Below are 14,537 nucleotides of genomic sequence, written 5' to 3' on the forward strand. Positions count from 1 at the left end.
GCATCCTTATGATACTATTATATATAGATTTCATAGCTTTGCATAATAACATACTTTTAATGGGCGGAGGACATTTATTGAAAAGATATTTATACATAGCAGCCGGGGCAATGATCGGCGCAATGATCAGACTCTCTATTTCATTTGTTTCATCTTCTGCCGGGCTTCCGTTTTTCACCGGCACTTTTCTGGTGAACATGATCGGCGCTTTTTCAGCAGGTTTTATCTTGTATCGGATAAGTATGGATAGGAGTCATAAGAAAGACTTTTTAATCACTGGCCTCTTAGGCACTTTTACCACCTTTTCAATGTTATCATATGAACAATTTATGCTTTTGATCTTTGGAGATTATGTACTGTTTGTTACTTATCTTGCCCTCAACCTATTCGGCGGTCTCACCCTCGCATCACTGGGCTGGAAATTGTCTGGAGGCGAGCTCTAGATGATAATGCTGATAATTTCAATCAGCGCCGCATTCGGCGCGGTCCTTCGGGCGGTCATTATTGACTGTAAGATATTTAACCGTTTCAAACTGCCATACGGTACATTCACGGTGAATTTGACCGGTTCTTTTCTAATGGGAATCTTCATCCCTCTGCTATTTCCCGGAAGTTTGCTCTACACCGGTTTAATCGCCGGCTTTTTAGGTGGATTCACGACATACTCTGCATTTAGTCTGGACCAGCTTCTCCTGCTCCGTGAAAAAAGATACGGTGATCTATTCAAATATACTTTCATCACATTGGTTTCGGGTCTGACTGCCCTGGCGCTGGGCCTGCTGATCGGCGATGCCATTGTATAAAAAAAGCATCTTCCCCTGAATTCAGAGAGAAGATGCTTATTTTTCATTATATTTTCATTGAAGTGATTTTTGTTTCCAAATATGGTTCTATGCCTTCCGGTCCGCCTTCACGGCCGATTCCGCTTTCTTTGAGTCCGCCGAACGGGATGTGTGCAGCACTTGGTTTTCCATTGTTCCACCCAAGCACTCCGAAATTCAGCCCTTCCTGCAGTTTAATACCATCACGGTAGCTTTCAGTAAAGAAGTAGGCTGCAAGACCATATTCCGTGTCATTCGCTTTTTCGATCGCTTCGTCAAGATCGCTGAACGTCTGTATCGGTGCGACCGGGCCGAATGTTTCCTCATTCATGATGATCATTTCATCTGTAGCACCGGTGATGACAGTCGGTTCAATAAAGAATCCTTTAGAATGATCACCGCTGCCGCCTGTAGTAATAACGCCGCCTTTTTCTTTTGCATCTTCGATGTGCTCCATCACTTTGTCATAGCCCTCTTTATTAATCATCGGGCCGACCTTAACATCTTCATCCATTCCATTGCCCACTTTGAGTGATTTCACCTTATCAGTGAATCTTTCGCTGAATTCTTCAGCAATATCTTCGTGAACATAAAATCTGTTCGCACATACGCAAGTCTGTCCTGAATTTCTGAACTTCGTCGCAATGGCGTGATCTACTGATGTTTCCAGGTCGGCATCTTTATTAACGATGAGCGGTGCATGTCCGCCGAGCTCCATCGTAATATTTTTAACTGTGGACGCCGCACCTTCCATCAGTGTCTTACCGACGGCTGTCGAACCTGTAAATGTCAGCTTCATCACTTTATCCGATTTTGAAAATACTTCTCCAGCATCTTTACCCGATGCGTTCACATACTGGATGACCCCTTCTTCAAATCCGGCTTCTTTTGCCAGATCCAGGAATCTCATTGCTGACAATGGCGTTTCGCGGGCCGGTTTGACCAGGAAGGTGCAGCCGGCAGCTACTGCCGGTGCTGCTTTTCTTGCCATCATTGCTACAGGGAAGTTCCACGGTGTAATTGCTGCCACCACACCGATGGGCTGCTTGGTCACTACAAGTCGCACATCATCTTCATGAGGCGGAATCGTACGTCCATAAGCCCGTTTCCCTTCTTCGGCATAATAGTCGATATAACTGCATGCATATTCAACTTCGCCCACAGACTCGGCAATCGGTTTACCATTCTCTTTTGTAATCAGCTCTGCGATTTCATCTTTATTTTCTCTGATGCGTTTTGCCCATTCATTTAAAAGTGCACTTCTGTCATGCGCATTTTTCTTTTTATACTTTTTAAAAGTTTCATGTGCCGTATTGATCTTCGCTTCAATATCTTCTCTTGAATCTTTTTTGATGCTTTTTATTTCTTCTCCGGTTGCTGGATTCGTTACCGTTATTTCTTCAGACATTTTTTTTCCTCCTTAGAAATATATAAATTCGCAATAAAAAAAGCCCTATAAAAAGTATAGGACTTTTGACGCATCAAGACAAAGAATAAGTTTATTATGGATTCAAGCTGAAGATCTCTTCGGCAATCTCATCCAGTTCTTTAACCGTATACTGGAATCTTCCGTGGAAAACATATTTCAGGAAGAAGCTTTCCAGTTCTTCTTCGCCAACCAGCACTTTGATGGATGGGTCTTCGGAATAGTTGGTAATGGAGTAATTTCCATTATCTACGGGATTAAAGTAAATCATTGGTACTACTTCATATTGCAGCTTCAATATATTTTTAAGTTTTTCCGCAGAAATTTTCGTTTCTTCTATCGTATGGTTGTAGTGATTTACAGAAACATTTTTGTCATCGGACTTTTCGAATATGAGGGTCTGTTCCTTAGATTTGTCCAAATCCAGCAGATCAAAGAAAGATTCTACATATGGAAGGTCTTCAAAGTTATTCTCATTCACACCATGAAGGATATGGCCGCCCCAATATTTGGAATCAATCATATAAATACCAGTCCTTGTTAATACAAGATGGTCAATTTTACGGGTATTCGTATAATTCCTTGAAGGCAGATATACGTTGGAAAGAATGTACATATCTGTTTCTCTGATCTTCTCATCCCTTACAAGACGTTCTTTAAGCTGAAGAAGGGAGAGGTCTGTTAAATACTCCCCTTTATCCACTGTGAACTGACGCAGGCTGGAAAGTTTGTTGTTCAGTAGAGTCGTATCATTATAATATTTTTCATTTAATGTGGAAACCTCTTTTTTGTGACTGAGGCGCTCTTCTTCCTTAGTGGATTCATATTTTTCTATCAATCCGTCCTTCTCCTTGCTATACTCTTCAGTAAGCGCATTGACTTTATTTCTATTTTTAAAGAAATAGATCAGAAAAGCCACTGCAACAATAAGTAAAACTGCAGCAACAGCGATAAAGAATGGATTTGTGAAAATTTCAGTATTCATAGTCGGGTTTTCAATTCCTTTCAAATAATGATTTCATGCCTGTATTGAGGCTTTGTCCATTATAGCAAAATTATTAATATATAAGTGAGGTAAACATGCAATTTTTTATAAATTATAAGTATTTTCCGCCCTTAATAAATGAAGTATTAGTCAATTCTGATCCAGTATCCATCATTTACTCCAAAAGTTCACAGGCTGATGAGTACATGTTCGAAGCCCTGTCTTTATATGATGAGTTCCCTCTGATAAACAGTAAGGCACAATTGGAAAAACATTTAAATACCATTATGGTAGAGAGCTTCAGCATTTACCCCAATAAATCGACACTTGAGAATTACGATGAGGAAAATTATTCATTTGAGAATGAAATGATAAATCAATTATGGAAAATCAAGCAAAAATGGTCAAGGATGCAGCCTTGAAAATAATGAATTCATAAAGAAAACAGGTTATTTTATTTACTTATTCACCCTTCTCTTTTATATGTTTTATCACGTTTTGAATGGGTACTAGCTAAATAACTTGTTAGATAGACAGAGAGAGCTAGCAAGTCTTACCCATCATTAAATACATTCAGCCAAAACAGCAGAAAACTAGGAGGATTATTACTATGGAACTGAGAAAGTACCTTATGGCAGGCGGACTCGCTTCAGTACTAGTTTTAGGCGCATGCGGCGGTGGCGGTTCAGAAGAGGAATCCACTGAAGAAGCAACAACAACAGAAGAAGATTCAACGATGGAAGAACAGACAACTGAAGATTCCGACATGGAAGAAGATTCTTCCGACGAGTAATATGATTCTGACTATTAGTAAAGGCCCCGGTTTCTCCGGGGCCTTTACTAATTTACTTCCACTTTTTTAAGTTCTGTTTTTAAAGGATCCACTTTGTCGGTTGCTTCCCATGGGAAGTCTTCATCCGATCTGCCAAAATGACCATAACTGGCAGTGTTTTGATAAATAGGTCTTCTCAAATCAAGCATTTCAATAATACCATCCGGTGATAGATTGAATATTTTGCGGATTGCCCTTACAATATCTTCTTCTGAGTATTCGGAAGTTCCAAATGTATCTACCGAAATAGATACCGGTTCGCTTACTCCGATTGCATAGGCAAGCTGGATTTCACATTTATCCGCCAGTTTCGCAGCCACTATGTTCTTGGCGATGTACCTTGCAGCGTATGCCGCTGAACGGTCCACTTTCGTTGGGTCTTTACCGCTGAATGCCCCACCGCCATGTCTGGCGTAGCCACCATAAGTATCAACAATGATTTTCCTGCCCGTCAGACCCGCATCTCCCTGGGGACCGCCGATTACAAATCGTCCTGTCGGATTGATGATATATTTAGTGTCTTCATCCAATAATTCTTCAGGCACGACTGCTTCGACGACGTAACTAAGAATATCCTTATGAATGCGTTCTACAGAAATATCATCATGATGCTGAGTAGAAACTACAATCGTATCCACCCTTTTCACCTTATTATTTTCATCATACTCCACAGTCACCTGTGTTTTACCGTCCGGTCTTAAGTAATCCAGAATATTTTCTTTTCTCACTTCAGTCAGCCGTCTGGAGAGTTTGTGTGCAAGAGCGATCGGCAATGGCATGAGATCCTCTGTCTCATTACATGCAAATCCAAACATGAGGCCCTGATCCCCTGCGCCTGTGGATATTACTTCAGTTTCTCTAGTTTCAACGGCATTGTTTACCCCTTGGGCAATGTCCTGTGATTGCTCATCTATCCCTGTCAATACTGACATGGTTTTATAATCATAGCCGTATTTTGCATCAGTATAGCCGATATCTTTAACTGTTTCCCTCACTATTTTAGGAATATCAACATAAGTTTCCGTACTGATTTCTCCTACAATCATAGCCATGCCCGTGTTTACTACTGTTTCACAGGCAACCCTGGCATATGCATCCCCTTTTAACAGTTCATCTAAAATTGCATCTGATATTTGGTCGGCAATCTTATCGGGATGGCCCTCCGTTACAGATTCAGAAGTAAAAAGCCTGCGCTCTGCCATTTATAAAACTCCTTTAATTAGTTATTAGCTATCTCTTACTAAAAATAATAAAGCCTTTTCCATAAGACAGGAAAAGGCTTCGCTCTTCCCCTTATCGATCAGAATAACTTCTGCATCCTTTAGCACCTTTCTTTTTAGAAAAGAGGTTGCTGGGCTTCATAGGGTATGTTCCCTCCACCGGCTCTTGATAAGAGATAACTTAACATATAATATACTAGAACATGGATTGCAATTCAAGGTAATATTATTTTAAATGACAGCTATAGTGCTATTTAAATCTTATATCAACTGCTTTTCACCATTGAGTAATTGAACGTTAAGTTTCATATGAAGTGGTACTTTTTTTAAAATTAAAGTGCGTTAAATATTATTTAATTGATAAATAGCGGTATGGGTATATTCATCTCTTTATACTGTTCTTTTAATGAAGTGCTTCTTCCTCAAGGCTTTTTACTTCTTCATTATCTTCCTGGTTTGTTTCCTCAACTTCTCCAGAACAAGCGCCTAAAATAAGTGCCAATGTCAGTACCCCTGCCTGTAAATTTTTTTATGTAAATAATCTCTTTTTCAATCTATTTACATTTATTGCATGATATCTGAATTAAGTAGCTATACATAATTTTAAGAAGAAAACTTTGCCAATTTACTACTATAAATGGCTGGATAGAGTTAGAATGGAATTCAAGGTACTATTATTTGATTTAATATGTCACATCATTTTATAATGTGTTATACTATTTCGTGAAAGGGTCATACACATCACTTATTACATACAAACGGGAGGCATACATATGGTAAATCATACCGAATTGATTCAAAACCTTATTTCAAAAGAAACGGCACAAATTCAACTTTCTGTTCCACAACTTGTAGAAAATTCCCTCAGAAGAGATGAAGGGAAGCTGACGGAAACTGGAGCACTCAGTGCAGAAACCGGCAAGTATACGGGCAGAAGTCCTAAAGACCGCTTCATTGTTGAAGATGATGTATCCAGAGAGAAGGTGGACTGGGGAGAAGTCAACCAGCCAATCTCTCAGGAAATTTTCGACAATTTATATGAAAAAGTGGTCAACTATCTTGAAGAAAAAGATGAGGTGTTTGTATTCAGCGGCTATGCCGGAGCTGATGAAAAAACACGACTTAATCTGAAGGTTGTCAATGAGTACAGCTGGCATAATATGTTTGCCCGTACGATGTTCATCCGTCCCGAAACTAAAGAGGAAGCGCTTGAAATCGATCCACAGTTCACGATTGTTTCCGCCCCTACTTTCAAAGCAGACCCTGCAGTGGATGGTACGGAATCAGAAGCATTTATCATTGTTTCCCTTGAAAAAGGCATCATTCTTATCGGTGGCACTGAATATGCAGGCGAGATGAAAAAATCAATATTCTCCATCATGAACTATCTGCTACCCGAGCAGGGCGTTATGAGCATGCATTGCTCTGCCAACGTCGGTGAGAATAAAGATGTCGCATTGTTCTTCGGTTTGTCCGGTACTGGAAAAACGACACTGTCTGCTGACCCGCAAAGAGAATTGATCGGTGATGATGAGCACGGATGGAATGAAGACGGTGTGTTCAATATCGAAGGCGGCTGTTATGCAAAAACAATCAGCCTTTCTGCTGAAAAAGAACCGGAAATTTTCCAGGCTATACGCTTTGGATCTGTACTGGAAAATGTCGTTATCGACGAGACGGGCAAGCCGGATTATGACAACGGGGAATTGACGGAAAATACACGTGCAGCATATCCGCTGGATCATATTGATAATGCACTTATCCCTTCGGTTGCAGGTCATCCAAATACAATCATCTTCCTGACAGCAGATGCGTTTGGAGTACTGCCTCCAATTTCAAAATTGACTAAATCACAGGCGATGTACCACTTCCTGAGTGGGTTCACTTCGAAACTCGCTGGAACAGAAAGAGGAATAACATCTCCGCAGCCGGTCTTCTCGACGTGTTTCGGATCGCCGTTCCTGCCTCTGCATGCAACGACTTATGCGAACATGCTCGGTGACTTGATTGATAAGCATGAAGTAGATGTATACCTTGTAAACACTGGCTGGTCCGGTGGAGAATACGGTGTAGGGAAACGTATGGACCTGGCTTATACCCGTTCAATGGTCAGACGTGCAATCAGCGGTGAACTGGCGCTTAATACTTTCGAGCAAGACTCTACATTTGGTCTGAGCATACCCGTTTCCGTTCCCGGTGTGCCAAACGAAATTTTAAATCCGAAAAATACTTGGGAATCCTCTGACGCCTATGATGAAAAAGCACAAAGTTTGAAGGAGTCATTCATTGAGAACTTTAAAAAATTCGGAGAAGGTTCTGAAAAAATCGCTGAAAATGGCGGCTTCTCACTATAAATCAGCTTATACAAAAAGCAGCCTAATCGGCTGCTTTATTTTTTATTAAAAAATGTATCGTTGACACTCATATCATACAAATATCTGATACAGTCATCTTCCAGCAGAATGCTGCGTTCTTCTTCCGGTACCGCTTCAATTGACGGATAAAGTACAGGACCCAGTGTCTCCAAATAATCACATTTAAAGAAAATGTCTTCTACATCGGCATAATACACCGCTTTACTGAACGGCTCTTCGGCATGAACAGTGTAATATCCGACGTATTTAAGATCTGCGATACTCGCACCTGTCTCTTCAAAAACTTCCCGGTGCACTGCACCCTCCCTTGTCTCGTCTGGCTCAACTTTCCCTCCTGTAAATTCCACACCCCGTATTTTGTGATTGGTCATTAAATACTGATCATTGAATTTACAAATCACAAGTACATGTCTGGCTGATTCATTCTCTTCAAATTCCAATGTTACTTTCCTGCCACCAAAATCTTCGAATTCGAGCATTTTATCAACTCCAATATTTGCCTTAATGTCTTTTACCCTTTATCATTAAGATACTAAAAAAGAATGTCTGGTGATTATTATGCGGGCTGCGCTCGTCTCTTTATTCCGTTTCTATCAGAAGTTCATCTCCCCGATGTTTCCGCCGAGCTGCCGTTTTAATCCAACGTGTTCCAACTATGGCATAGAAGCACTTCAGGAACATGGTGCCATTAAAGGAACTTATCTGACGGTTAAAAGAATATTGAAATGTCATCCCTTCCATCCGGGAGGATATGACCCTGTGCCTCTAAATCCTGAAAATTATACAGATAAAAAGCAGTAGATTACATACTACTGCTTTTTTGTTGTTTCATACACTTCCTGATTTTTCACTCTGGACACTTTGCCTGTCGCAGTCATGATCACTTCATCGGTTTCATGGATTTCTTTAGGCAGTTTATATCTGGCCAGCTGCTTTTCAAGCTGCTCCACCATTGCGGTTTCATCCAGTTCAAATCCATCCTCCATTTCAAGCATGAGCACCGGAACTTCCCCCCACTCAGAATCTTTCCTCTTAATGACCACTGCTCTTCTAACCGATTCATGTCCAACGGCTGCATCTTCTATTTCTTTCGGGTATATATTCTCCCCGCCGCTTATTATTAAATCTTTTCTTCTATCCAGTATATATAAATATCCTTCATCGTCGATATACCCCATATCACCCGTTCTGAAGTAACCCTCATCCAGGGAAATATCAGCATTTAAATAGCCGCCGGTCACTGCCGGTCCTCTTACCAGAAGCTCACCTTCATTATTTTCATCAATTTTAATGGATACGTTATTAAGCGGCCGCCCGACTGTGCCGTTTAAAATTTTCGGATCATCAGGTCCGATCGTCACTATTTGCGAACAGGTTTCTGTCATGCCGAATGAATTATAGACAGGCAGCCCTTTTTCCAGTGCCCGATTTAAAATATCCATGGTTACGCCTGCACCGCCCAGCAGAATACCTTCCAGATGGTGTGGCTTATCAACTTTCATCATTCTCTCAAGCATGACCGGAACCATGCTTACATGGGTCACATTACATTTTTCAATTTCATCCCACACATTCTGCGGCTCAAATTTTTCAATCAGAACCATCGTGCAGCCGCGGATTATTGAACGCATTAAAATTGAAAAACCCGAGATATGATGGATTGGATTGACATTCATCCATACACTGCCTGCCGTATAATTAAAACGGTTTTCACATCCCAGCGCGGATTCATAGTGGTTGTTATAACTCTGCTTTACCGCTTTGGCACGTCCTGTTGTTCCTGAAGTAAACATGATGGAGAGGGTGTCATCCCCGGATTTAGTTCTATTCTCAAGGGGAGTGCTGTTCACATCGAGTAACCCGTAAAAATTAACAACAGTGTAATTTTCCATAGAAAACGGTTTGGTCGTCACGATAGTATCCACATTCACATCTATTAGCTGTTTATCAATTTCAACAGCCGTCAATCTCAGATTGATCATAACGATTTCGATGTCTGCCAGAATAGCTGCATGAATCAGTATGATCGCCTCGGGCGTATTGCCCACAAACAATCCGATCCGCTTTCTCGACAGAGTATTTAATTTTTCCGATGCAATCTGCGCTTTTTCATAAAGTTCCTCAAAAGTAATGACTACACCATTAAATATTATCGCCGGTTTATCCGGCTGTTGTTCAGCCTGCGACTCTAGCCATCTATAATCCATTTAACACACCTCATTAAAAAAGCCCATCCTCAGATGGGCGAAATAGACTTATGGGAATCTCGGGAATTGATCGAAATCCGGTTTTCTTTTTTCTTTGAATGCTTCTCTGCCTTCTTTGGCTTCATCAGTCGTGTAATAAAGCAATGTCGCATCCCCGGCCATTTGCTGTAATCCTGCAAGACCATCTGTATCTGCATTCATACCCGCTTTCAGCAGACGCAGTGCCGTTGGAGAATGTTCCATCATCTCTTCACACCACTGGACTGTTTCATCTTCCAGTTCTTCCAGCGGAACAACTGTGTTCACAAGACCCATATCCAAAGCGTCTTCAGCATTGTACTGTCTGCATAGGTACCAGATTTCACGCGCTTTTTTATGTCCGATTATCCTAGCGAGATACCCTGCACCGTAACCTGCATCAAATGATCCCACTTTCGGACCGGTCTGGCCAAAACGTGCATTGTCTGCAGCAATCGTTAAATCACATACGACATGCAATACATGTCCGCCGCCGATAGCATAGCCTGAAACCATCGCAACGACAGGTTTCGGAATGACACGGATCAGACGCTGCAGATCCAATACGTTCAAGCGTGGAACGTTATCTTCCCCGACGTAGCCGCCGTGCCCGCGTACCGACTGGTCTCCGCCTGAGCAGAATGCCATATCGCCTTCACCGGCGAGTACAATTACGCCTACATTCTGATCATCCCTCGCTCTTGTAAATGCATCGATCATTTCATTTACAGTAAGCGGTGTAAAGGCATTGCGTACTTCCGGACGGTTGATTGTCACTTTCGCAATCCCATTATAAAATTCATACTTAATTTCCCTGTATTCTTTCAGTGTTTGCCATTCTCTAGCCATTGTTCAGCCTCCTATTAAAAACTCTAATATTATTATACCAAACTTATCCGCTGCTTCCATATGAATGTTGTGTCCGGCACCCTGAATGAGCACAAATTGTGAATTGGGCAGCAGATCATTCATTTTACGATTGATTGCCGCAAACTTTTTATCCTGCTCCCCGGCAATCAGCAGTACAGGGGAATTGACGGATTTCAGATCGTTCCAATACGACCGCTGTATCCCCGTCCCGTATTTAAGTAAGCTGTCCGCTGCACCATCCGGATTCTGGGCCAGTCTGCTAGCTCTTTGACTCAGTTGGGTTTCAGAATCCATAGCATTTTGTGTGCTGAATAATCCCATCTGCTCCCATTCATTGATGAATGCGGAGAAATCCGACACTATTTTTTCTGCTCTTGCATAATCCACTTGAAATCTTCTTTGTCTTTCTGAGATGTCGCTGATGCCGGGTGAAGTACTTTCGAGCACTGCTGACTGAACCTTCTCAGGGTGGTTTACCATGAAAGAAACAGCAACTCTGCCGCCCATGGAATAACCGATTATATGCACTTTTCCGAGGTTCAGTGACTCTATCAGCGAAGCAAGGCTCTCTGACACGTCATCCATCGTATAGTTCCCTGTACTCGGTGTCTTTCCGAAACCGGGAAGGTCTACACTCAGTACATTGAAATGTTCGCTTATCTGATCAGCAACAGTTTTCATGCTGTTCATATCCGACAGGAAACCATGCAGCAATAATACCGTCTCACTGCTGTCTGTATCATTGAACTTATAATTAATGTTCAATGGCTTTCACCATTTCCGCAATATCATTTTTGAGCTTTTGGTGTTCCTTCAGGTTTTTATCCCTATCGGTCTTTATCTCTATCAAGTTCCTGCCGGGTCTATTCACCAGATCCCCATCAATCTCATCCACTTCAGCGACTGTTATATGATTGAAATCATAAAGCGCCGCCGTATGCGTGAAGTCTAGATCCAGCGGCGTTCCAAACAACCGCTCAAAATGATTTTTATCCGAATACTGGGGCAGGAAGCTGAAAATCCCCCCACCGTTATTGTTGAAGACGATAATATTGATATCTATGCCTTCAAGCTTGGAGATGATCAGTCCATTCATATCATGGTACAGTGCGATATCCCCGATCATCAGTGTCACGGGTCTTTTAACAGCTGTACCCAGCGCAGAGGACACGACGCCGTCGATTCCGTTCGCTCCCCGGTTGGCATAGATGGAATGGACATTCAAAGTATCATACCGTTCCATATCCCGGATCGGCATGCTGCTTGACAGGAAAAAGGATCGTTCTTCACGGGTGCTCTGGATGATGTTATACGTAAAACGGCCTTCATCCGAAAAATCACTGATATGTTCATCGATATATTCCGTAATGAATCCGTCGATATCCGTCAGCCAATTTTTAAACCGCGCATTCCCGCCTGAAAACACTAGGTGTTCCAAAGTGTCTGTAACGCGGCCGGTATATGACGCTGCCGGTGAAACAGGATATGTTTTAACAGACTGCAGCTCGCTGATTACATACTGCGGAATCTTTGTGGCAGCCAGAAATTTATTGGCTGCTTTCGATGTTAACGGCTCACCGATTCTAAGTATAAAATCAACATTCTCTTCTATGAATTTATACTGCTCATCACTGAGCGCATTAAATATCAGATCATGATGGGTAACAGCATTCTTTAACGATTTACGTAAATGCTGTCTGGGATCGGCAATAACCGTTAAACCGTCCCTGTCAACCACACGTTCAATACCGGTGATGTCTTCCACCGTTTCACCGATGAATAAAAGGCCCGTCCCTTCAAATTGATCTGCAGAAGCATCCACCATCCGGTATCCTGGAGAGTGTTTTTGTGTCCTGTGGAACAGCTCAAGCATCGTCACATCCGGCATGAGCGGCTCCCGTACCGGTATATTGATATGGACCGGTCCAATGTCAATTCCTGTAAAATATTTGGCACACTGCAGTATTTTGGACTCTATCAGCTCAACCGCAGTTGCATGCATATCCGCAAGCGGCAGTTCAGTATAGAACTTAACATAGTTTCGATACATATTATTCTGGTCGATCGACTGCGGTGCCCCTGTATCTCTCAGTTCATGCGGCCGGTCCGCCGTTAAGGCAATCAGCGGAATATGACTCAGATCCGCTTCTGCCATCGCCGGCGTATAGTTCGCAGCTGCAGTTCCGGATGTACATATAATTCCAACCGGTGAATGGTACGCTTTAGACAGCCCCAGGGCAAAGAATGCCGCACTCCGTTCGTCAGGGTGGATATACGTCTTTATTCCGGGGTGCAGCTCTGCTGCAATCGCCAGTGGCGTCGACCGTGAGCCGGGACTGATGACTACTTCCTCCATCCCATACGACCATAAAGCATCGACGAGTGTAAATACCTGCCTTGTTAATAACTCCTGATGATTCATTCGTTATTTGCCTCCAGTACATTCAACATCGGTGTAAATTTCACCTGGGTCTCTTCAAATTCCTTCTCGCTCGAAGAGCCTTTGACAATGCCGCAGCCTGCGAATAATGTGGCGTTGTTTGATTGTATGAGCATGGATCTGATGGATACGACGAATTCACATTCATTATCTTCATGAATGATACCGACCGGCGCCGCATACAGTCCACGGGTGCCATATTCTTCATTCATGATATATTCCCTGGCTTTTTTCTTCGGCAATCCACCAACAGCAGGTGTCGGATGAATTGCATCGAGAAGCTCGAATACGCCTGTATCATTGTTCAAAGTCGCTTTGATCGCCGTATGAAGATGATAAATATATTTATTCTCCATAATATCCGGTTCCGGAGCATATTCCACCCAGTCACTGTAGGGCTCAAGATCACTGACGATGGATTCACGGACCAATTCATGCTCATAGCGGTTCTTATCATCATTCAGAAGGAAAGACTTCTGATCTTTGTCCCGCGCTTCATCATGCGTTCTCTCTGCTGAACCGGCAACCGCATTCGTCCTTAATTTATCATCTTTGACATCAAACAGCTTCTCAGGTGATTTAGAGATAAATGCCGATTTGTTCTTCTCGTAGTAAACCGTATATGTCCCTTTTTCATTATCCAGTCTTTCCAGTAAAAAAAGCGGGTCCGCCGGGGACTTGAAAGTTATTAATCTTTGTCTCGCCAGCACCACTTTCCTGAAACTCGTTTCATCCAAAACATCTACTGTCTGATCAACAAGTGATTTCCATTCGTCTGGAAACAAGTCTTTTTCCATATTGATTTCAGGTTTACCGTTGATGAGTACTTCTGTTTTCTCAATCTCTTCAAGTTCCCCTGAAATATCGGAAAGCACAGTCTTTAAATCCACTTCCGCTATACTTACAGAATAGAAAAGAACACGATTTTTCAAATCGAACTGCCACTTCGGCAAATGGAATTCAACCATGGCGAAATCGTTCCATTCATCAGTCGTATCTTTACTGTCAAAACGCGTGCCCCCGAAGAGGCTGAGACGGGAATTTATTCCCTCCTCCAGCACAACATGCTGGATTTTACCGTATAATTTATCTTTTTCCTGAGATAGAGTTTCTGCAGAATACCTGTCTCTTCTTATTGTTTCCAGATAACCAATTCCTACAGAATTGTAAGTCTCATCTTTCGAACGGAACCAGTACCTGGATCCCAGTTCAGATTCGAAGTGGGCAAACAGTTTTCTTTCATCTATTTCCATCTCATGGAAGGGCAACTGTAATGAAAGATAGGTTTTATCCGAATTTAGACTTATATTATCCAGGATGGTTTTGTACGCTTCCAAGTTCAT

15 protein-coding genes and 1 riboswitch are annotated in these 14,537 nt (G+C 42.2%); of the genes, 6 read left to right on the plus strand and 9 right to left on the minus strand.

Annotated elements, in window-relative coordinates; translation table 11 throughout:
* Positions 1–77: 77 nt before the first annotated feature.
* Positions 78–443: a fluoride efflux transporter FluC gene (locus ACKRAT_RS08475; RefSeq protein WP_411842077.1), complete on the plus strand. Its 366-nt coding sequence runs from the start codon at positions 78–80 to the stop codon at positions 441–443.
* Entirely contained in the window at positions 444–803 is a 360-nt protein-coding gene (locus ACKRAT_RS08480) for a fluoride efflux transporter FluC (protein ID WP_411842078.1), read from the plus strand.
* A 46-nt stretch (positions 804–849) separates the two neighbouring features.
* Here ACKRAT_RS08480 and ACKRAT_RS08485 read toward each other — a convergent pair whose 3' ends face one another.
* Together ACKRAT_RS08485 and ACKRAT_RS08490 are read right to left on the minus strand one after the other, a co-directional pair.
* Complete coding sequence (locus tag ACKRAT_RS08485; RefSeq protein WP_411842079.1) at positions 850–2,229, minus strand: NAD-dependent succinate-semialdehyde dehydrogenase; 1,380 nt, start codon at positions 2,227–2,229, stop codon at positions 850–852.
* A gap of 94 nt (positions 2,230–2,323) precedes the next feature.
* Entirely contained in the window at positions 2,324–3,232 is a 909-nt protein-coding gene (locus tag ACKRAT_RS08490) for an NERD domain-containing protein (RefSeq protein WP_411842080.1), read from the minus strand.
* A gap of 95 nt (positions 3,233–3,327) precedes the next feature.
* Here ACKRAT_RS08490 and ACKRAT_RS08495 point away from each other — a divergent pair, with 95 nt between their 5' ends.
* Both ACKRAT_RS08495 and ACKRAT_RS08500 read left to right on the plus strand, forming a co-directional pair.
* Positions 3,328–3,654, plus strand: coding sequence for a hypothetical protein (locus ACKRAT_RS08495; protein ID WP_411842081.1), 327 nt, complete (start codon positions 3,328–3,330; stop codon positions 3,652–3,654).
* A 188-nt stretch (positions 3,655–3,842) separates the two neighbouring features.
* Positions 3,843–4,025 carry a hypothetical protein gene (locus ACKRAT_RS08500; protein ID WP_411842082.1) on the plus strand — a complete coding sequence of 61 codons (183 nt, stop codon included), beginning with the start codon at positions 3,843–3,845 and terminating at the stop codon, positions 4,023–4,025.
* 47 nt (positions 4,026–4,072) lie between these two features.
* Here the strand turns inward: ACKRAT_RS08500 and metK are convergent, their stop codons facing one another.
* Complete coding sequence (gene metK, locus ACKRAT_RS08505) at positions 4,073–5,266, minus strand: methionine adenosyltransferase (protein ID WP_411842083.1); 1,194 nt, start codon at positions 5,264–5,266, stop codon at positions 4,073–4,075.
* Positions 5,267–5,354: 88 nt separating this feature from the next.
* Positions 5,355–5,460, minus strand: a riboswitch (SAM riboswitch).
* 597 nt (positions 5,461–6,057) lie between these two features.
* On the opposite strand from metK, the gene pckA reads away from it, so the two are divergent.
* Positions 6,058–7,638: a phosphoenolpyruvate carboxykinase (ATP) gene (gene pckA / locus ACKRAT_RS08510; protein WP_411842084.1), complete on the plus strand. Its 1,581-nt coding sequence runs from the start codon at positions 6,058–6,060 to the stop codon at positions 7,636–7,638.
* 35 nt (positions 7,639–7,673) lie between these two features.
* Here pckA and ACKRAT_RS08515 read toward each other — a convergent pair whose 3' ends face one another.
* Positions 7,674–8,138 (minus strand): NUDIX domain-containing protein, encoded by a 465-nt coding sequence (locus ACKRAT_RS08515; protein ID WP_411842085.1) that lies wholly within the window; start codon positions 8,136–8,138, stop codon positions 7,674–7,676.
* A 79-nt stretch (positions 8,139–8,217) separates the two neighbouring features.
* Between ACKRAT_RS08515 and yidD the strand changes: the two genes are divergently transcribed.
* Positions 8,218–8,460 carry a membrane protein insertion efficiency factor YidD gene (gene yidD / locus ACKRAT_RS08520; RefSeq protein ID WP_411844434.1) on the plus strand — a complete coding sequence of 81 codons (243 nt, stop codon included), beginning with the start codon at positions 8,218–8,220 and terminating at the stop codon, positions 8,458–8,460.
* Between the two features lie 8 nt (positions 8,461–8,468).
* On the opposite strand, the gene menE is transcribed toward yidD, so the two are convergent.
* The 5 genes from menE to ACKRAT_RS08545 are packed head-to-tail and all read right to left on the minus strand — an operon-like array spanning position 8,469 to position 14,537.
* Entirely contained in the window at positions 8,469–9,866 is a 1,398-nt protein-coding gene (gene menE, locus ACKRAT_RS08525; protein WP_411842086.1) for an o-succinylbenzoate--CoA ligase, read from the minus strand.
* Positions 9,867–9,914: 48 nt separating this feature from the next.
* The gene (gene menB / locus ACKRAT_RS08530) at positions 9,915–10,733 is read right to left on the minus strand and encodes a 1,4-dihydroxy-2-naphthoyl-CoA synthase (RefSeq protein WP_411842087.1); all 819 of its coding nucleotides are present in this window, start codon (positions 10,731–10,733) and stop codon (positions 9,915–9,917) included.
* Positions 10,734–10,736: 3 nt separating this feature from the next.
* Positions 10,737–11,519 (minus strand): 2-succinyl-6-hydroxy-2,4-cyclohexadiene-1-carboxylate synthase, encoded by a 783-nt coding sequence (gene menH, locus ACKRAT_RS08535; RefSeq protein WP_411842088.1) that lies wholly within the window; start codon positions 11,517–11,519, stop codon positions 10,737–10,739.
* The gene (gene menD / locus ACKRAT_RS08540; RefSeq protein WP_411842089.1) at positions 11,509–13,176 is read right to left on the minus strand and encodes a 2-succinyl-5-enolpyruvyl-6-hydroxy-3-cyclohexene-1-carboxylic-acid synthase; all 1,668 of its coding nucleotides are present in this window, start codon (positions 13,174–13,176) and stop codon (positions 11,509–11,511) included. The genes menH and menD overlap by 11 nt, the downstream gene beginning before the upstream one ends.
* Complete coding sequence (locus ACKRAT_RS08545) at positions 13,173–14,537, minus strand: isochorismate synthase MenF (protein ID WP_411842090.1); 1,365 nt, start codon at positions 14,535–14,537, stop codon at positions 13,173–13,175. Before ACKRAT_RS08545 ends, menD begins: the two co-directional genes overlap by 4 nt.

The sequence above is a fragment of the Salinicoccus sp. HZC-1 genome, assembly GCF_046736035.1.
Taxonomy (GTDB): domain Bacteria; phylum Bacillota; class Bacilli; order Staphylococcales; family Salinicoccaceae; genus Salinicoccus.